The organism is Phormidesmis priestleyi BC1401, assembly GCF_001650195.1.
Lineage (GTDB): Bacteria > Cyanobacteriota > Cyanobacteriia > Leptolyngbyales > Leptolyngbyaceae > Phormidesmis_A > Phormidesmis_A priestleyi_B.
In genome coordinates this window covers 24,821-44,273 of record NZ_LXYR01000016.1, presented here as the reverse complement: position 1 = coordinate 44,273, position 19,453 = coordinate 24,821, and the positions used below count along the sequence as shown (strand labels likewise).

Annotated in this window: 12 protein-coding genes; 4 read left to right on the top strand and 8 right to left on the bottom strand. The window is 51.7% G+C overall.

Translation table 11 applies throughout. The features are described 5' to 3' along the window. Positions 1 to 35: 35 nt before the first annotated feature. The 8 genes from A8707_RS10930 to A8707_RS10895 all read right to left on the bottom strand — a co-directional run bounded on the left by A8707_RS10930 (position 36) and on the right by A8707_RS10895 (position 16,667). A complete protein-coding gene (locus A8707_RS10930; RefSeq protein WP_068816892.1) occupies positions 36 to 1,304 on the bottom strand; it encodes an AAA family ATPase in 1,269 nt (422 codons plus the stop codon). Beyond that, positions 1,301 to 3,100 (bottom strand): tetratricopeptide repeat protein, encoded by a 1,800-nt coding sequence (locus A8707_RS10925; RefSeq protein WP_068816890.1) that lies wholly within the window; start codon positions 3,098 to 3,100, stop codon positions 1,301 to 1,303. The genes A8707_RS10930 and A8707_RS10925 overlap by 4 nt, the downstream gene beginning before the upstream one ends. A gap of 68 nt (positions 3,101 to 3,168) precedes the next feature. After that, positions 3,169 to 6,201: an excinuclease ABC subunit UvrA gene (gene uvrA, locus A8707_RS10920; RefSeq protein WP_068816888.1), complete on the bottom strand. Its 3,033-nt coding sequence runs from the start codon at positions 6,199 to 6,201 to the stop codon at positions 3,169 to 3,171. A gap of 219 nt (positions 6,202 to 6,420) precedes the next feature. Further along, positions 6,421 to 9,825: a HEAT repeat domain-containing protein gene (locus tag A8707_RS10915; protein WP_231948016.1), complete on the bottom strand. Its 3,405-nt coding sequence runs from the start codon at positions 9,823 to 9,825 to the stop codon at positions 6,421 to 6,423. Between the two features lie 459 nt (positions 9,826 to 10,284). Further along, complete coding sequence (gene guaD, locus A8707_RS10910; protein WP_068816884.1) at positions 10,285 to 11,631, bottom strand: guanine deaminase; 1,347 nt, start codon at positions 11,629 to 11,631, stop codon at positions 10,285 to 10,287. A 108-nt stretch (positions 11,632 to 11,739) separates the two neighbouring features. Next, a complete protein-coding gene (locus tag A8707_RS10905; protein ID WP_197484726.1) occupies positions 11,740 to 12,393 on the bottom strand; it encodes a hypothetical protein in 654 nt (217 codons plus the stop codon). A gap of 121 nt (positions 12,394 to 12,514) precedes the next feature. Then, positions 12,515 to 14,209, bottom strand: coding sequence for a CHAT domain-containing protein (locus A8707_RS10900; RefSeq protein ID WP_068816882.1), 1,695 nt, complete (start codon positions 14,207 to 14,209; stop codon positions 12,515 to 12,517). 139 nt (positions 14,210 to 14,348) lie between these two features. Then, positions 14,349 to 16,667 (bottom strand): PP2C family protein-serine/threonine phosphatase, encoded by a 2,319-nt coding sequence (locus A8707_RS10895; RefSeq protein WP_082906323.1) that lies wholly within the window; start codon positions 16,665 to 16,667, stop codon positions 14,349 to 14,351. Between the two features lie 161 nt (positions 16,668 to 16,828). Here A8707_RS10895 and pedR point away from each other — a divergent pair, with 161 nt between their 5' ends. From pedR to A8707_RS10875, 4 genes are all read left to right on the top strand, one after another. Beyond that, the gene (gene pedR, locus A8707_RS10890; protein ID WP_068816880.1) at positions 16,829 to 17,107 is read left to right on the top strand and encodes a photosynthetic electron transport-dependent transcriptional regulator PedR; all 279 of its coding nucleotides are present in this window, start codon (positions 16,829 to 16,831) and stop codon (positions 17,105 to 17,107) included. Positions 17,108 to 17,170: 63 nt separating this feature from the next. Next, on the top strand, positions 17,171 to 17,431 hold the full coding sequence (locus A8707_RS10885; RefSeq protein ID WP_068816878.1) for a hypothetical protein: 261 nt from the start codon (positions 17,171 to 17,173) through the stop codon (positions 17,429 to 17,431). An 18-nt stretch (positions 17,432 to 17,449) separates the two neighbouring features. Then, positions 17,450 to 18,733: a histidine--tRNA ligase gene (gene hisS / locus A8707_RS10880; RefSeq protein ID WP_068816877.1), complete on the top strand. Its 1,284-nt coding sequence runs from the start codon at positions 17,450 to 17,452 to the stop codon at positions 18,731 to 18,733. A 115-nt stretch (positions 18,734 to 18,848) separates the two neighbouring features. Continuing rightward, positions 18,849 to 19,319: a photosystem I reaction center protein subunit XI gene (locus A8707_RS10875; protein WP_068816875.1), complete on the top strand. Its 471-nt coding sequence runs from the start codon at positions 18,849 to 18,851 to the stop codon at positions 19,317 to 19,319. The last annotated feature ends 134 nt before the right edge of the window (positions 19,320 to 19,453 follow it).

Sequence of the window (19,453 nt, the reverse complement as noted above, 5' to 3'; positions counted from 1 at the left end):
GGCGTTCCTATAGCTTTCGGACTAAATTATCGATTTTAACTCCCGCCGAGTGAAAGAAACTCATCGTCAGAAGGGGGCAAAGGAATCGGTGCAAATGCTTTGGCAGCGTCTTGATTTAACTGGTGAGCGAGATCTGCTTCTTCCAGTCTTTCTAAAATAAGATAGGCATCACTAAAACTGCGGAAGCCTATCTGTTCGAGATCATCCATCGTTATTGTGTCATCAGAAAGAGTACCCCGTTGTAGCAATAGCACACGAACCCGTTCTTCTTGCACAGTCAAAGCCGCTTGCTGATGTAAGGTCAAGGCAGCAGCCCGCAACCCTTGTTCTAGTACGTCTGGAGTAATCACCTTTGCCTGAAGGTCAGCAGCCGTTGACAGGACTGTGTTGCCCAAGCGATTAAAGAGACGAGGCTTGCCGAGAGAGACCTCACAGAATCGTTTTGCTGTTTCTGGCAGGAAGGGCAGAACACAACGCGGGTCTTTAGGATCAGTGCAATTATTGTTAATCCGGGCGCTACTGAGGTAATTAATCAGCATCTGATAAGTCGTTGGCAGATCCAGTTCTTCTAGCTTTAGTTGCAGGTCAAACAAGCCGCGTTCACTGGTCAGCAAGTCTCCAGTCATGCCCATTGGGTGTCCGGTTAGCAAGAACCAGGCTCGTCCCTTCAACATGCCCTGAGCATCGTGCATCAGTTGGCGCACGACGCTGGGGTTTTGCTTGTCGAGGTCATCAATGGCGATCACAACCCCTTCGGGATATTTTTCTTGTGCCCGCTCCAGCAGGGTTTCCAGGCTCACAGTGGGGTACTGCGGTTTGGTAATGGGTAAATCCTTCTCGCTCAACTCGGCACCAAAAACCATATTTGCAGAGGCTTTTGTGCTGCGTTCTTTCAGTGCCTGTTCGGTTGGAATACCCATTTGGTAAAGCTGACTCTGTGCCCAATTGTCGTCTGGCATGGCTCGTGCTACTGCAATCAAGGCGGTAGTTGCCAAGTCCAGATTTGCGGGGAGGGAGATGTAGGTCGTCAACATCTTCGGACGCTTCCGGCGCAAGACTGATAGGACTTCTAGTAAAAAGGCACTTTTGCCAATGCCCAGCCGACCATAGACAAGAATTCGGCGACGTTCACGGCTCTGGAACAGATTAAACATCTGACGCAGTTCATTCTGTCGTCCTGTGAAGATGCGCTGTAAGGTTTCGCTTCGCAGGTCGATCGGGCTTTCGGTGAAGGGGATTTCCTTGAGTCCTAATCGCTGGATGTTGCTAGACGATTGATCAAAAATGTCGTCGGCAGTGGTCATACGTATGCCTCGGTCGTTTGCCGTTCCATTGCGCGTTGGGCAGCTTGGTAAATAATATCGACTTCAGCCGCTTTATCGGGCTGTTGCAACTGATGATAGCTTTCACGCGCTTTATCGAGTTCGGCGAGACCTTTTTCTAAATATCCTTGCGACACGAGGACACTTCCCAGTCCGGCACGGCTTTTGGCGATGCCTAGTTCATTTTTGAGGTGGTCGTAGAGACGGAGAGCATCTCGATAATAAAGACGGGCGTTGTCCCAATCAGAGAGGGTTTCGTGAGCGCGTCCTGTTTGGAAAAGGGCGTTAGCGTGAGCTAGAGGATCGTCTCCGGTGCTGAGTTGCCGGACGCTGTTGAGCAAAAGCTGGAGTCCTTCTTGCCATTTGCCTTCGCGCACTAGGCGACTGCCCAAAATGGATTGAGTGGTCGGTAGGGCTTGCCAGATTTGTTTTCTGTCGTAATGTTCGGGACTAATCGCGTCTAAGGCAATCTTGTAGGCTTGCAATGCCTGCTCTAGGTCGCTGGAATTTTGGCTGTGTTCATAGCGACGGGAGAGGGCAATGCCCAGCCGATATTGGGAGTTGATGAAGTTAGGACTGTTGGGAGCAGCAACGTCTAGCGCTGCCTTTAGCAGGGCAATGGCAGTCTCTAGATCGGTATCACTCTCAGTCAGGGAGGCACGTTGCATCAGAACTGCTGCTAGGTTCCCTTGACTCATTGCCCAATCTTCTGGGAATGCCTCACGGGTTCTCACCTGTAAAGCTAATTCGTAAGCCGCGATCGACTGTTCTAGATTCTCTGCCCGATCCCCTCGGATGCGATCGCTGTAAGCATTTCCCAGATTGTTTTGCGTCATTGCCCACTGTTCTGGGAATGCCTCACGGGTTCTCACCTGTAAAGCTAATTCGTAAGCCGCGATCGACTGTTCTAGATTCTCTGCCCGATCTCCTCGGATACGACCACTGTAAGCACTGCCCAGATTGTTTTGCGTCCCTGCCCATTTTTCTGGGAATGCCTCACGGGTTCTCACCTGTAAAGCTAATTCGTAAGCCGCGATCGACTGTTCTAGATTCTCTGCCCGATCCCCTCGGATGCGATCGCTGTAAGCAGTTCCCAGATTGTTTTGCGTCATTGCCCAATCTGCTGGGAATGCCTCACGGGTTCTCACCTGTAAAGCTAATTCGTAAGCCGCGATCGACTGTTCTAGATTCTCTGCCCGATCCCCTCGAATGCGATCGCTGTAAGCAGTTCCCAGATTGTTTTGCGTCATTGCCCAATCTGCTGGGAATGCCTCACGGGTTCTCACCTGTAAAGCTAATTCGTAAGCCGCGATCGACTGTTCTAGATTCTCTGCCCGATCCCCTTGAATGCGATCGCTGTAAGCATTTCCCAGATTGTTTTGCAGCCCTGCCCAATCTTCTGGAAATGCCTCACGAGTGCAAACCTGTAAAGCTAATTCGTAAACCGCGATCGACTGTTCTAAATTCTCTGCTCGATCCCCTTGAATGCGATGGTTATGAGCAATTCCCAGATTGTTTTGCGTCTCCGCCCAATCTTCTGGGAATGCCTCACGAGTTCTCACCTGTAAGGATAATTCGTAAGCCGCGATCGATTGTTCTAGATTCTCTGCCCGATCCCCTCGGATACGGTTGCGGTAGGCAATTCCCAGATTGTTTTGCGTCCTCGCCCAATCTTCTGGGAATGCCTCACGAGTGTAAACCTGTAAAGCTAATTCGTAAGCCGCGATCGACTGTTCTAGATTCTCTGCCCGATCCCCTCGGATACGATCGCTGTTCATATCGTCTAACTCATAACTGGATACTGCTTCAACCTGCTTTGGACATTTTCCCTGTCAGTTGTCCCGTCTTAAGCCGTAATCGGAGCCACCGGATACTGCTCTAGAACGTGCTTGAGATATTGTCCCGTGTAGGAAGCCGGATTTTGTGCCACCTCTTCGGGAGTGCCGATCGCCACGATCTCGCCGCCCAAGTCGCCGCCTTCAGGTCCTAAATCAATAATCCAGTCTGAGCAGCGAATCACATCCATGTTGTGCTCGATCACGAGGACAGAGTTGCCTTTATCTACGAGGCGTTGCACCACGTCTAACAGCTTGTGAACGTCATAGAATGATAAGCCTGTGGTCGGCTCGTCAATCAGGTAGAGGGTTTTGCCCGTGGCGCGGCGCGAAAGTTCTGTCGCAAGTTTGACTCGTTGAGCTTCACCACCAGAGAGGGTTGGGGCGGTTTGTCCGAGTCGCATATAGCCTAAACCGACATCAGCTAAGGTTTGCAGACGAGCCGCCGCTTGAGGAATGTTTTTAAAGAACTCGGCGGCTTCTTCGACGGTCATCGCTAAGACATCCGCGATCGACTTGCTTTTAAACTTCACCTGCAATGTGTCTCGGTTATATCTCGCGCCTTTGCAGACTTCGCACTGGACATAAACATCGGGCAAGAAATTCATCTCGATCACGTTCACGCCCTGACCACTGCACGCCTCACAGCGTCCGCCTTTGACGTTAAACGAGAACTGTCCTGGTTTGTAGCCTCTGGCTTTTGCCTCGATCGTCTCGGTAAAAATATCTCGAATCACATCAAAAACGCCTGTGTAAGTCGCAGGATTCGATCGCGGAGTGCGCCCGATCGGGGATTGGTCAATCACGATCGCTTTGTCGAGCCCGTTCAGTCCTTCAACAGGCTGCATTTCTCTCGGCTGCGGAACTTTTTGTCCAAAGTGGTGCTGGATTGCTGGATAGAGCAGTTCGTTAACCAGCGTTGATTTGCCCGAACCCGACACTCCAGTGATGCAGACCAGTTTGCCTAATGGAATATCGACATCGATTTCTTTAAGGTTGTTGCGGGCAGCACTGCGAATTTTTAGCGATCGACCGTTTCCGGGGCGGCGATCGGCGGGTGTGTGAATGCACTGCCGTTTTGACAAGTAGGCTCCCGTCAAGGATTCTTCAGTGTTGAGCAGCGTTTCTAAGTCGCCCTGAGACACAATCCGTCCGCCGTGAACCCCTGCACCGGGACCAATATCGACGAGATAATCAGCCGCTCGAATGGTTTCTTCATCATGTTCGACGACGATCAGCGTGTTGCCCAAGTCTCGTAGTTTGGTCAGGGTGTTGAGCAGTCGAGTGTTGTCGCGCTGGTGCAGTCCGATACTCGGTTCGTCCAACACATAGAGAACTCCGGTTAAGCCTGCGCCGATTTGCGTAGCGAGACGAATTCGCTGCGCTTCACCACCTGAGAGCGTCATGGCAGTCCGATCGATGGTCAAATAATCCAGTCCCACGTCGAGCAAGAATTGCAGCCGCGCCTTGATTTCTCGCAGAACGAGATCCCCAATTTGCGCCTGACGATCGGTCAACTTTAAGGTATTGACTCGATGCAAACATTCTCGAATCGAAACGCTCGTTAAATCGGTGATGCGAAACTGTCCGAGTCGCACCGCGATTGATTCGGGCTTGAGTCGTTTGCCGCCACAGTCGTCACAGGGCTGGTCGATCAGATATTGCTCTAACTTCTGCTTATAGAGGTCAGACGAGCTTTCTTGATATTGCCGTTCGAGCAGAGGAAGTGCGCCTTCATAGCGACGGTTATAGCCTTTGCTTTCTCGATAGCGCGAGTCTGCCTCGATCCAAATCGGGTCTTTAGAGCCATGCAGCAAGACGTGCTGCTGCTCAGGTGTGAGCTTTTCCCACGGGGTCTGAATCTCGAACTTAAAGGCATCGGCGACGCTGCAAATTAGCGACAGATAATAGGTGTTGTCTTTGTCTGACCAGGGCGCGATCGCCGCATAAACAGGCAACTTCGGATTCGGGATCACCAGATCGGGCGAAAATTTGCGGTGACTGCCCAAGCCATGACAGTTAGGACACGCGCCATACGGGGAGTTAAACGAGAACAGACGCGGGGATAGCTCCTCCATGACTGCGCCGTGTTCAGGGCAGGCGAAATTTTCTGAAAAGACCAGTTCGGCAGGTTGAGCATCGGGTTTCGGTTCATCGACTTGATAGGCTCCACCCTTTTCAGCCGCCTTGAGACTTTGTGACTTGATATCAACAACGTTATTGACCGTCGATTCTTCTTTCATCAAATCGATGATGGCGATCCCGTTGGAGTGTTTCAAACAGGTCGTGAGCGAATCGACCAAGCGTTCTTCGATACCTTCTTTTTTGACGAGACGATCAACGACAATCTCGATCGTGTGCAGTTGATTTTTGTCTAGCTCGATCGAGTCGCTGAGTTCGCGCACTTCGCCATCGACCCGAATTCGCACAAATCCCTCAGCGCTGAGGCTAGAAATCGTTTTGCGATGAGTCCCTTTTTTGCCGCGCACGACTGGCGCTAAGACTTGAAATCGAGTCCGATCGGGCAATTCCATGACTTGATCGACCATCTGATCCACCGTTTGGGGCGAGATGGAGCGATCGCAATGAGGACAGTGTGGCTCACCAGCGCGCCCGTAGAGCAATCGCAGATAATCGTAAATCTCGGTGACAGTCCCAACCGTGGATCGCGGGTTGTGAGAGGTGGACTTTTGATCGATTGAAATCGCAGGGCTGAGTCCTTCGATCGCATCCACATCAGGCTTATCGACCTGTCCCAAAAACTGCCGTGCATAAGCGCTGAGGGATTCTACATATCGTCGCTGCCCCTCTGCAAAAATGGTGTCAAACGCCAGCGATGACTTTCCAGACCCAGACACCCCAGTAAACACAATCAACCGATCGCGGGGTAACTCTAGGTCGATGTTTTTTAAGTTGTGCTGTCGGGCACCCCGCACCCGGATTGTATTGAGAGATGAGGGATTTGAGGGTTTGGCGATCGAGTCTAAGTCGGCGCTTAGATTCTTGGCTTCGGGGCTGTTAGATTTGCTGACACGCTTTGGCATTGAGGACGCGATGAAATAGTCCTTAATGATTCTATCGCTCTCCTTAGCAATCTAGTTGTGACGTACTAGAAAAGTCAGGCTTCAACCCCATGCAGTGTTTGGCATTGCTGAATCTAGAGATGGATTTCCCTCACCCCCAACCCCTCTCCCGCAGGAGAGGACTAGAAATCCTGTTCCCTCTCCTGTGGGAGAGGGCTAGGGTGAGGGCGCAATTCATCGCTAACTATCGTCTCGTCCGGTGCTTATCTCGCCGAGAGCCGCCACGATCGTCTCTGCTTCTCCACTAATTCGCCAAAGGGTGCGGCTAGCTTCCTTGCTGACCAGTTCATATTCCCCTTTAAACGCTTCGATTAAGGCAGGAATGGCGGATTTGGCATCCGGTCCGATGCAGCCGAGGGCGTAAGCAGCCACCCATTGGACTTGCCAATCGTCATCTTTGAGCGCTTGAGTCAATGCTGGAACCGCTGCTCTCGCAAACTGATTAAAGCTAGACAGCACCCAAGCCGCCGTGCTGCGAACGTGAGCAGGTTTAGCTTCGAGTGCCACAATCAGGGCGGGAACTGCCCCGGTTCCTAATTTGCCGAGACTCGCGATCGCTTCTCCACTGACGCGGCGATCGTCATCTCGCAGCCGATCGACTAGAGCAGGAATCGCGGTTCGGGCTTCGGGTCCGATCTGCCCGATCGCTCTCGCAACTTCACGTCGAATCTGCCAGTCGTGTGCCTGAAATTCTCGAATCAAAGCTGGAAGAACCGTTTTTGCCGCCGATCCGAGTTCTCCGAGTTCGCAGATCGCGTCTAGACGCACTTGCAGATCGCCAGTTGCCAGATTAGGCGCGAGACGACGAATTCGCTGTTCAACTTGGGTGCGTCGTAGCGTTTCGGCACTTAAGCCTACTCGTTTACCCAACTCTTCTAAAACGGTGTCAGGCACATCGATTTCGGCACTGCGGGTCATGCAGCAATCGCGCATCGCCAGCAAAAAGCCTTGAATGCTCTCTGGGGCACCCGGCATCGCGTCGGCTTGAATCAGCCACTCTTGCCAAAGGTCTTTTTGGTCACGATAAAGCTCGACGAGATAAAGAGCCGCGAGACATTCTGCTAATGGGTCGAGGGCAAAGCAGATTTGATCTTGGGCAGGTCCGACGGCTTGCACAATTCTCAGCCGCTTTTCTAAATGTTTGAGTCTCGCTTTTACGGCTTCACTGGTTGCGCCCGATCGGGCTTCCATCTCTGCCAAAATCACGTCTCGTTTAGCAGGAGCGGGATAATAAGACTGTCTCAAACACTCCCAGGCGATGATCTGAGCGTCTTTGTGAATAGTGGAGTTGTCCGGTTCATCTGCGTCGGCATCGCGATTGAGTTCATTGAGATAGCTCAACATCAAATCGGGGATGTTGTCTGGCAGATTGTCTTCGCTGACTCCTTCTTCTTTGGCGATCATCTGCTCGGCGTAGAGTTTTGCCAACAGAACGGTGATGTTGCGCTGACCCACTAATTTAGAAAGCTGACTACACGCGTCAAAATATTCTGAGTCGGTGAAGAGTTCGCGCTTGTTGCGTTGCGTCAGATACGCCTCTAAGAACGATGAAAGGCGATTGCCCTCAATCCGCAGTGGTTTGACCGTGGTTTTGGGCACTTCGTCGAGAGTTTCTTCAACTCGTGAGGTCACAATTAGAGCATTTGCCGGAAAGTCAGGGTGTCCGGGGCGAATCTGCTCACGGGTGGCTTCGCTGAGTTCTGAGAGGCGATCGACAATCACGAGAATTCGTCGTTGTCTCAACAACTTTTCTAAAAACTCATCTGAAATCGGTTCGGCAGCATCAATGAGAGCCTGCACCTGTCCTCGAATCGCTTCTCGAAACGGATGTTTATCGGCAGGCAGTTTGAAATCAAGTTCTTGCTCGATTAGAACAGGCAACATTCGATGCCGACAGAGCCGCGACGTGCGATCGTCTGCCATTGCCCATCCTGCCAAATTGCACGCCAAACTGGTTTTGCCGATGCCGCCTTCTCCCCAGATCAATAGACACTGCCGCCCATCCCAAAAGGTTGAGTGCAAATCTTGACTCGCCAATTCTGCGACGGTGTTGCCGCCTAACACAACGGGGATCGGGATATAGACTTTACGATCGCTCACCGTATTTTTATGGGCAAAGGCTTCCCGCGCTACGTCAATATGTTCTGCGACCCAGGCATCTAGCACCCGCGGATGATAGTGAAACATCGCCAAAAACAGCACAAACCGCAGTGGCACCTTGACGCTGCCACCGAGAGGACTAGGAATCTCAAAATCGGTATAGGGTTTGAGCAGATTGTTGAGTTTGAGCAGCCAGAGCGGACAAATCAGCAGAATTAGCCCCCACAGCGACGGCATCGCCAGCAGATAGAGCAACACCCCGGCGATCGCCGGATTTGAGTGACTCCACTCAAAAAAGCGCCCAAACAACCGCGAATCTTTTTGCGTTTTGAGCACGCTCAGCGATCGCCGCACCGCAGTCAACACATCATCATTTTTGGATTCTTCTAAGATCGGTTGGGCAGACGCTAGAGCCGTGTAAGCGTCTGCTAACTCAGTGCCCGTCAGCGCAGAGGCTTTGTCTTGCAGTCTTCCTGAAATGAGATCGAGGGCATTGGCTGAACTGAGTCGCACCTCATAGTTTTCGTCTTTGAGCGTCTTTACCAATTCGGGAAGCGCCGATCGTGCCTCTAGTCCAATTCTGCCGAGTGAAGAGGCGGCTTTCGATCGCACATCTTTGTCTGGGTCAGACAGCGCTTTTATCAACTCAGGAACTGCCGACTTTGCCGCTTCGCCAATACTGCCCAGTGCTTTCGCGGCTAAAGAACGCGTGTTGCGATCGCTGTTTCCGAGTGCTTGCGTCAGAGCAGGAACGGCATCACTGGCGTCGGCACCAATGCGGCTCAGAGTCATCGTGGTGCTGAGGCGAATTTGGCGATCGGGGTCAGATAAGAGTTGAGCGAGGGCTTTGACCGTGGGTTTTGCATCTTGTCCAAAGCGGGCGAGGGCGGCGATCGCGGCGAGTCGCACATCCCTAGACAAATCAGAGAGCGTCGGCACCAGTTCTGGAATGGCGACTTTTGCCTCTGGTCCTAAACTGGGCAGCGCATTGATGGCTTGAGTCCGCACGGCTTCACTGGGATCGTTGAGGGCATCGATCAAATCAGGAACCGCCGCTTTTGCGTTTGTGCCAATCCTTCCCAGCGCTTTTATGGCTGCCTGACGCACCTCGTCACTAGAATCTTTATCCGTTAAGACGCTCCGCAGTTCGGGCACTGCCGCTTTTGCATTCGCGCCAATCCCTGCCAGTGCCTCGATCGCCTTTAGACGAATCGCGGGAGGCGAATCTTGAAGCACCGACACCAAAGCAGGAACCGCCGTTTTTGCATCCGCACCCATCTCTGCGATCGCCGCGATCGCAAACAATCGCACAGATTGCGGCTCTTTGCGGTCTTTGATGACGTGAATCAGTGCCTCGATCGCTGGGGCACCCTCTTTTTTAAGCGTAGCGATCGCTGACTCAGGCGACGAACTGCTTGCCAACTTATGAACCTGCGCCGAAAGGGCAGACGGACTAGTTGCCAGTGCCTTTTGGGGTATTGGCACAATTACTGATGTGCAAAGAAGACTCAACTGAAGAGCTAGAAAAAACGAAGGTCGGTTGCGCGTTGCCATACCAAAACGCCTGCAAGAGGATGAAAGGATCTCGTTGCAGAACTGCTCATCGGCTTCTAGGGATCGTGAATTAAACTAAGATCCGAATTTGCCCTCACCCCAACCCTCTCCCTAGGGAGAGGGAGCAAACTCTGGTTCCTTTCTCCCTAGGGAGAAGGGGTTAGGCGAGGGCTTCGCCCCACTTCGTGAGGAGGGTAAATCCGGCTTGTACAATTCCCGAAGTTGTTTAATTCACGAGCCTATGTAGAATCACAGAAAAGGAATTTCTCTGTTGATGCCGTTGATGAGCCTCGATCGCAGTCCTGACCGACTCATCATTCCCCAAAAGCGCGGACGGATCTCGCAAGCTTCACATTCATACGGACAGTGTGCGGAATTTACGGAGACGGCTCAAAAATCAGGACTGCTACTTTTCTCGTAAGCCAGTTCTCCAGCAATGTAGGTAGCACAAATCGCCCGATCGTCTCCCATAATGACGAGACTGAAAACTTGATCAGCAAGGTCGGCAAGCGAGATGGCGTTGGCGACTGGGTTGCGAACCGCCATTAACGGAGTCGATCGCACATCCAGCACGATAAAATCAGCTTCTTTCCCTACGTCAAAGTTTCCGATCGTATCCCCAAGCGACAGCGCTCTAGCGCCGCCTAGCGTTGCCAAAAATAGGGCTTTGAAGGGGGATAGGGTTTGTCGCCGCAGTTGAGCAACCTTGTAAGCTTCGTGGGCAGTTTTCAGCATCGAAAAGCTGGTTCCCCCGCCGACATCAGTTCCCAAGCCGAGTTTGACAGGATGTTCCACACATTTAGCCTGCTCGATTCTAAACAGTCCGCTCCCCAAAAATAGATTTGACGTGGGGCAAAATGCGATCGCGGCATTGGCTTCTGACAATCGCTGAAACTCCTGATCTGTGAGCTGAACTCCGTGAGCAAAAACGGAGCGATCGCCCACTAATCCCGCCTGATCATAGACATCCAAATAGCCTGTGCAGCGGGGAAAAAGCTCCTTCACCCAGGCGACCTCATCCATGTTTTCTGACAGATGAGTGTGTAGATAAACATCTGGAAATTCTTCTAACAGCTTGCCTGCTAGCCGCAGTTGCTCATCGGTTGAGGTGATGGCAAATCGGGGCGTAACGGCGTAGAGCAGCCGCCCGTGTTTGTGCCACTTCTCAATCAGGCGTTTGCTGTCTTGATAAGACGTTTCGGCAGTGTCAGACAAGAAATCTGGGGCGTTGCGATCCATCATGACTTTGCCTGCAATCATGCGAAGATTTCGACGGCTGGCTTCTTCAAAAAAGGCATCGACTGATTCAGGATAAACGGCGGCAAACACTAGGGCGGTCGTGGTGCCGTTCCTCAGCAGTTCCTCTAAGAAAAAAGCGGCAATCTTCTGAGCATAGGCTTTATCTTTGAACTTTCTCTCAGTCGGAAAGGCGTATTGATTGAGCCATTCCAGAAGTTGCTCACCGTAAGCGGCAATCATTTCGGTTTGAGGAAAATGAATATGCGTGTCCACAAACCCCGGCATGATCAAGCGATCGGGATGCGCCACGATCGCAACCTCTGAATACTGATCTTTAAGCTGCTGATAGTCTCCAAGGGCTTTGACCTTGCCCTCTTCTAAAACGAGCAATCCATCAGCAAAATAACGAACGCTCTCTGATTCAGCCACATAGAACGGATCATCGACAAAATCCAGAAAAGCGCACCGAATGGCAGTCAGCGATCGTTCAGGCAACATGATGACAATCTCAAATCTATAAATGGCAATCGAAGTAATCTATCCCAACAAAAAGGGCGTGACACCGCCACGCCTTCAATGCTAGTCATAAAATCGAACCCTGCAATTTTAGGGGTTGCCTAACTGGTCGATTGCATAGCGCGCGATCGCCAAACTCATCCGCGCTTGTTCCGTTTCAGACAAATCACTCCACGCGATCGGGCGAACGCTATTCACCGTCGCATCGACAACATTTGCACCATCGCTTCGCATCGCATACGCGAAAGGACGCGCCAACACCTGCAAATCATCATCTGCCCACGTCGGTAGGGCTTCTTGAACACACTGCACCAACTGATCTGCCAGAGAGTTAGAAGTCTCAACCACTTTTTGAGCCTGACGCGCGATCGCCGCCAATAGCGTCTGAGGCACCGATGCAAATTTTTGAGCCAGCGTCGTTTTTAAGTCAGTAGCTGCCCACAGTCCGTCAAGCTGGTTAAAGAAAGCGCTCGATCGTAAAGCAACCTCGCTGTCATCCCAGTCCTCTAACGAAAACTCTCGTTCGAGTTCTAAAAGAAATGACTCGGCACCAGGGTCGGTCGGATTCCAGGGATAGGAGATTGTGCTGGTGGGGGTTTCTGCCACCTCAATCTCAACCGTATCAATGGAGTTGTTCGGATTCCACCGTAGGGTCACATCGTCGGTTTGAAGAAGTGCGTTTGCGAAGTCTTGCTCGGTTTGCAGACCTACGATCGAATGAGAACGATTTGCTTCACTTGCCATACTGTAATACCCGCATCCACTGAGTCACTGCTGTTTGTGGTGATATCTACAACTCGCCCGTTACACATTCCGTAACCCAATTCATAAATTAGCCCGATCGGGTGATCAGATTTGGCTGCACTTATGCCGAGTCAGGCGATTCGGGAGCCGTGACCGAAAACTCTAACGTAGAATTTTGCGATCCTCCAAATTTTAACTGCACGCCGGACTGAAGCAAGACTTCTTGATGGTGGACTTTTTGCCAGCCGCCACTCGTAAACACCCAAGTGCCATAGCGAGAAAAGTCGCGCAAAAAGTAGGTCGGTTGCCCGGTATCTTGAGACGCATTGCGATAAAAAATCTCAGCGTGCCTGCGAGAAATTCCCGGTTCTCCAGGCAAAACCAAATCATTATCGTCACTCATGCCGACGCGCATCAGCCCCCCGCGCACCGTCCAGACTTTGGTAGTCACTAGCGATCGTAGGGATGCGATCGCCGATCGTCGCCCAAACTGGCTCGGATTTGGCGGAAATTGAGTCGCGCCTTCATCCAACGGTTTCAGCAATTCACCCTCAAATTCTGGGTGCATATAGAGGACGGGCAGCGTCCAGGCTTGCTGATTAAACTTAAATAATGTCAGGAGATGCTGTCTTGCCACCGCAACGGCTTGGTCGATCGGCATCCGATCTGCCAGCGCCTGAGCAAATGCCTGAATAAAACTCAGAGCCTCCTGATCGGTGATCGGCTCCCGCATTGCCAACACCGCCGGGACTCCGTGATGCAATAGCACCTCCGCTAAACTACTGCGCGGAATCGCCTGATAGGTTTGCTCGTCGGGCTGTGCGCCCCAGCAGGAGTTAAACACCGCCAGCTTGACCCGACAACGGGTGAGCACTTGCGCCAACTCGGTGCCGTTGAGCGTCATATCGGGGCGCAAAAACAACAGCCCACCATCAGGAGCAGGCTCGCCATGCCCTGCATAAAACAGGACGTTGTAGCGCTCAGTTTCCAGCTTTTCAATCAGTTCAGCCGGAGTGGGTTGCAGCAGAATATCCACCTGACAGGGAGCCGCATATTGGTAGGCGTTGCGATCGGAAGGGTTGCCCAATCCTCCTCGATTTTGCAAGATTTGAGACAGCGCAGCGGCTTCTTGCTCTAGCTTGAGTTTTTTGAGGGTTGGCTGACGATCGCGCAACGCCCGCGAAGACAGGTCATCCAACCCTCCTGAAATCGGTGGAACTGCGGGCGCAGCATCCTGTCCCAACACTAGCAAAACTGCTAAACTCTGATCCGTCCGCAGCGGGGGAAGGGCATCAACATCGCTAGTCGTGCGACTAAACAGCACCTGCTGACTAAGCGAAATGGCTTGCTTCCCTGCCTGAATCTGCATGATCTCCCACGGAATTGCAATCAAATCAGGGTCGCGAATGTCGAGACGCAGACGCAGAGGTTTCGCTTGTCCGATCGCAATGCCCTGACTTTGGTCAAAGCTACTTTGAATAGAACCTCCAAACAGCCACCCCCACAGATCAATTCCCAACGTCTGCATCAAGCGCACCCCGCGAGAAACAGGCTGACCTGATGGAGTAGTCGCCTCAGCCACGGGTGCCGGGATCTTCACCTCAGAAACGTGAGGCACTGGGGGCAAACTACGCGCAGAAAATAATTCTTGCCACGCGTGCCAGGTTTGAACCAGTGACTCAGACCAAGTGCAGTCGCGCAAAACATAGCCCCCTTTATAGGGAGCCTCAATCACATGAATCGCAAAGTGACTGACTTCAGTGGCACGAAGACGCTCGATCGCAAGACTTAAACAAGGAATTTCAGGCAAAGACATTCACAACCACAACCAATCCTAACTTCTTAAATAGTAGATGAATCACTCATTCCATGCGGTCTGATCAACCATGACACCCAGTGCTTTATCAGTGTATCGAGCTTCGCTAAACTTTGCGCCTCAAATCTTGGGAGTGGCATCAGGGAGTCGCCGAGGGGAAAGGAGTAGCGGACGAGGCAGAAGGCGCACATCGTCCTAGTTGAACAGGTTTGAGGCTTAGATTTTGGGTGACAAACGGCACGATCGTCCGTTCTTCCTGCCAGCCAAAATCTCCTGGTTTGACGGTGTTAGACATCTTATTGTCAGCCGGGACAGAGCAGACTTCAAGCCCAACCCACAAGATGCGATCATCGGTTGCTTGCTGTTTGACTACTCGCACGATCGTCCCTGGCACTACGCTCCCAACCCGTTGTTCTGCTGTAGAAGGCACTGAGATCTTGGGTTGACGGGTCAATGCAAACAGCACCGGAATTTGAGTGCCGTTACTTGCAGAAGGGCGATCGAGCTGAATCACCTGTCTCGTTTGTAACGCGGGAGTAGTCGAGGGGCTAACCGTAGGAATCGGAGAACTGGCAATCGGAGTCGGGCTAGGTGGCGATAAATTAACCGGGTTCAGCATGGCTCGAATCTCAGGCACTAGCAGCACCAGCAGTCCGCCAATGCCCAGCAGTGACAGCAGCATCACCAACAATGACAAGACCCAAAAAGACGATCGCGGCGGTTGAGCAATCTGAGTTTTCAGAGTAGAGGGTTGAGATGGAAATTCTTCTAAAGGCTCATTGGGCGAGCGTTCAGCAAGTCGTGCAGTCGATCGAGTCCAATCTATCTCTAAAGGAGCGATCGAGGTCTGATTTTGCGTCACCTGACAATAGACCAAGCCCACTGTAACGTTGTCGTGTCCATTGCGAGTATTGGCAATCTCAACTAATCGACGGCTTGCGGCTGCGAGATCAACACTGCCGTCCAAAATTGGGGCAATCTCATCTTGCCAACATTCATCGACTCGATCGTGGTCGCTCAACCCATCTGAGCAGAGCAGAAACACACAATCTTCGTCCAACACAAACCGCTGCACGGTCGGATGCAGAAAGTTAGAACTACTCATTCCCAAAGCCTGAACGAGAGCGCCAGAGGCAGGTTGCTGAAGGGCATCTCGATAAAGGGCATACCCTAACCGAACTTCTCTCGATGCGACATCATCATCTAACGTGACTTGGTAGCATCCCGTTCGGGTAACTCGGTAGGCGCGGCTGTCACCCACATGAGACACCAATAGCTCATGGGCGTGAGCGAGTGCCATGACTAGAGTAGTTCCCATGCGCTGACGTTCTTGGCGATGTTCTTGATCGTTGCGCTGCGAAATTACATCATTTGCGACAAGGGCAGCTTGTTCTAGTCCGCTCACTAAGGTCGCTGCGTCAGTGTGATGGGTGGTTGAGAATAGGTTTTCGGTTTGGGCTTTTAGGGTGGCGATCGCTAACTCCGATGCCACTTCTCCGCCTTCGTGTCCGCCAATGCCATCACAGACAATCAGTAGAGGTTTTGCCGAGGATTTTGAGGCTTGTCCGATCGTCAACTCAACCTGGCTTCCACTCGCCGGATAACACGCATCTTCATTGCTCTGACGACTCGGACCTTGGTCAGTAAACGTCGCAATCTGAATTTTTCGCGTCTGACTCCACCCATAATGAGTCACTCCCTGATCCAGCCGATCCATTAGCTGATCTCCTGTTCTGATCTGCCCCTGGATCATGTGCTGACAAAGTTGAGACAGAAAGCCCGAAATCGAGGAAGCAGCACTTTGTTCTTGCCACTGTTCCCAAAGCTGACCCAACTCTGCCAAAGTCGGACTTTCTTGAGAGTCGGGCTGCACATCTAACAATCGGACAGCAGACGCATCAACCCGCAGCAGATCAGAGTTTAGAAGAGTAGAAGCTACATGCTCTTGACAAAACGGCTCCCATAATCGAGAAATCTGCCACAGCCAATTAAGCTGCCGGAGGGAATGACTTTCTTGCCAAAGACTCGTCAGCTTTGGCATCATGCTGCCAGCCAAATCGGTGCCTTGTCTCAGCGTTGCTCCGTCGGGATAAATCGGCGCATCTTCTAACAAAAGAAGCGTCGAGGTCGATCGCGGTTCTGTCACTACTCCATAGATCTGCGGAACGTGGAGTCGAAGCGGAGACAACCGTAAATACACTTCCCACTTTGCCGGGATTTCAGAGGGGCTTTCGGGAGCTAAACCCGGCTTCGTATCGAGGAGAATTTGACCATTTTTGAGCAGATAGCGATCGCCCACCAACTCCCCAGACGCAAACGCTTCTAACCCTGATCCGACTGCCCACAAATACCGCTTAATCAGCGGCGATCGACACTTGTGACAAAATCTGTGGCTTTCTAGATTGAGAGCCTGACAGAAAAAATTAGAGCACTGAAGAATGGGCTGATCGTTTTGCATTGAGGATAGGGATGGGTGGGTCTCGCAATTTAGCTCGACGGTTCACCTAAAAACGGCTTCTGACATCCTCCATGTTAAACGCAAGCCTTTCGCGCTTGACCAACAACCTTCTAGAATTAAGTCAGAATAAGTACATATACACAGTATAGGAATCAACGATTATGGCAGAGAGCGAATCTCAAGTGCAGGCAACGCTCTCCGATCGGGAACTGCAAGTGATCGAGCTAGTAGCGGCTGGTTTGACAAACCAAGATATCGCTGAAAGGTTAGAAATCAGTAAGCGCACGGTGGATAACCACATCAGCAATATCTTGACCAAGACAGAAACTGACAATCGGGTTTCCCTAGTCCGGTGGGCATTGCAGTGGGGCAAAGTCTGTCTAGATGAGGTCAATTGCTGCGCCCTCCCTCCTTATAAAGGCATCAGCACCGCTAAATGAGACAATCCTGTAGGACGTTTCGCTGGAACGTCTAATTGACACACCTATACAGGAGCACCAAAGTTGAGATATCACGTCCAATGTAAGGAGTTGCCGCTAGCTGTTTATCGAGAAGTTGCCGCCCATTTGTCTCAAGTTGAAGGGGTTGAAACTGGGTTAGTGTCGCAGCGATCGACCCATTTCGACTATCGCCAAAGCCAAATTGAAAGTTTGTGGATTCAGTTTGTAGACTCTGCAACGGCGGCTTCTCAGACGCGAGTTGATCAGATTTTGGCTTACTATGGCGATTGCTATGGTGCCTGGGAAGACGTTCAGGCTGAATAAAGTTTTTACAGTAGGTTCATGAGTTCAATTCAAGCAAGCCGAGGAACGCGGGATATTTTGCCCGATGAGGTGGGTTATTGGCAGCGGGTCGAAGCGATCGCGCGGGATATTCTGACGCGGGCTGCCTATCGAGAAATTCGCACGCCCATTTTTGAGCAGACGACACTGTTTGAGCGCGGCGTGGGCGAAGCCACTGATGTCGTCAGTAAAGAAATGTACACCTTTCAAGATCGGGGCGATCGCTCTTTAACCCTTCGACCTGAAGGCACGGCTGGAGTGGCGCGTTCTTACATCGATCATAATCTTTCTGCTCAGGGAGGCGTGCAGCGGCTCTGGTATGTTGGGGCGATGTTTCGCTATGAGCGTCCTCAAGCGGGACGGCAGCGACAGTTTCATCAACTGGGCGTTGAGGTTTTGGGGAGTGCAGATTTTCGAGCCGATGCTGAAGCGATCGCGCTTGCCACTGAGATTTTGCAAACGCTGGGTTTAAAAGATTTACGACTGGATTTGAACTCGATCGGAGACAGCAGCGATCGCCAAAAATATCGAGAGGCATTGGTCGCTTATCTGACTCCTTTCAAAGAAGAATTAGACGCGGACTCTCAAGATCGTCTGACTCGCAATCCTTTACGGATTCTCGACAGCAAAGATCCGCGCACCCAAACCATTTTGGATCAGGCACCTGGTATCTTAGACTATCTCAGTCCCGATTCTCAACGGCGGTTCGATCGGGTGCAGCAGCTATTGAGTGATTTAGGCATCGCCTGCAACGTCAACTCCCGGCTCGTTCGTGGGCTGGACTATTACACCCACACTGTTTTTGAGATTCAGTCTGACGATTTGGGCGCACAGGCGACGGTTTGCGCGGGAGGTCGCTATGACGGACTCGTTGCCGAACTGGGCGGAGCCGAAACCCCGGCGGTCGGTTGGGCGATGGGATTAGAGCGATTAATCTTGCTTCTGCAACAAATTCAGCCTGCAACGCCTTCCCCAGTGGACTTTTATATCGTGTCCAGAGGTGAGAAGGCAGAGTCTCAGGCGCTAACCTTGGCGCAATCGCTGCGACGATCGGGCTTCATCACCGAACTTGATTTAAGCGGCAGTGCCTTTGGGAAACAGTTCAAACGCGCCGATCGTAGCGATGCGGTTGCCTGTCTGATTTTGGGTGACACCGAGGCAGAAACTAAAACCGTGCAGTTGAAGTGGTTGAGAAGCGGAGAGCAAACGGCGATCGAGCAAACCGCCCTTTTAGAAATGGTTGACAAACTTCGTCAGCAAATATTCCGTTTGAGAGATGACTAGAATAGTGAACTTTTCTAACGCTCAACGCTCGCTTTCAAGAATGTGTCCCCGCACCTGCTTAAGATGAGTGTCAAATTCTTCTGTCACTGTTCAAAGTGCTAGGAAATATTAACTTATGACTGAGCAGCTCATCAAACCCTACAACGGCGATCCGTTTACAGGGCATCTTTCAACTCCTATCAGTGACTCCGCCTTTACCCGTGCGTTTGTCGGCAACTTGCCCGCCTATCGCAAAGGGCTATCTCCTCTGCTGCGTGGGCTAGAAATCGGCTTGGCTCACGGCTACTTCATCATTGGTCCTTGGGTAAAGCTAGGTCCCCTGCGTGACTCTGATGTTGCCAACGCGGGCGGGCTGATTTCGGGTGTCGCGCTCGTCTTGATTGCAACCCTTTGCCTCTCTGCTTATGGGCTAGTGTCTTTCCAAGGAGACGACGAAAGCTCTAGCGATTCTCTTCAGTCTGCTAATGGCTGGAGCCAGTTTACGGGTGGATTTTTTGTGGGTGCAACAGGCAGCGCCTTCGTTGCCTATCTGCTGTTGAGCAATTTCTCCATTATTGATGGCATCTTCCGAGGCGGATTTAACTAACCTTCCTACGGAATCTAGTGTGAGAGCCTGTCTGCCAAAAACATTCAGGCTCTTTTTCAGTGTTTAGGCGAAGACTCAGGTAAAATGCCTGACAGAAACAGGTTAGATTAACAGCCTGAACAATTAGCGCGGGA

Bases quoted from the DNA above. Each gene is read 5' to 3' on its own strand.
- A8707_RS10930 (WP_068816892.1), bottom strand. From the start codon at position 1,304: ATGACCACTGCCGACGACATTTTTGATCAATCGTCTAGCAACATCCAG.
- A8707_RS10925 (WP_068816890.1), bottom strand. From the start codon at position 3,100: ATGAACAGCGATCGTATCCGAGGGGATCGGGCAGAGAATCTAGAACAG.
- uvrA (WP_068816888.1), bottom strand. From the start codon at position 6,201: ATGCCAAAGCGTGTCAGCAAATCTAACAGCCCCGAAGCCAAGAATCTA.
- guaD (WP_068816884.1), bottom strand. From the start codon at position 11,631: ATGTTGCCTGAACGATCGCTGACTGCCATTCGGTGCGCTTTTCTGGAT.
- A8707_RS10905 (WP_197484726.1), bottom strand. From the start codon at position 12,393: ATGGCAAGTGAAGCAAATCGTTCTCATTCGATCGTAGGTCTGCAAACC.
- A8707_RS10900 (WP_068816882.1), bottom strand. From the start codon at position 14,209: ATGTCTTTGCCTGAAATTCCTTGTTTAAGTCTTGCGATCGAGCGTCTT.
- A8707_RS10895 (WP_082906323.1), bottom strand. From the start codon at position 16,667: ATGCAAAACGATCAGCCCATTCTTCAGTGCTCTAATTTTTTCTGTCAG.
- pedR (WP_068816880.1), top strand. From the start codon at position 16,829: ATGGCAGAGAGCGAATCTCAAGTGCAGGCAACGCTCTCCGATCGGGAA.
- hisS (WP_068816877.1), top strand. From the start codon at position 17,450: ATGAGTTCAATTCAAGCAAGCCGAGGAACGCGGGATATTTTGCCCGAT.
- A8707_RS10875 (WP_068816875.1), top strand. From the start codon at position 18,849: ATGACTGAGCAGCTCATCAAACCCTACAACGGCGATCCGTTTACAGGG.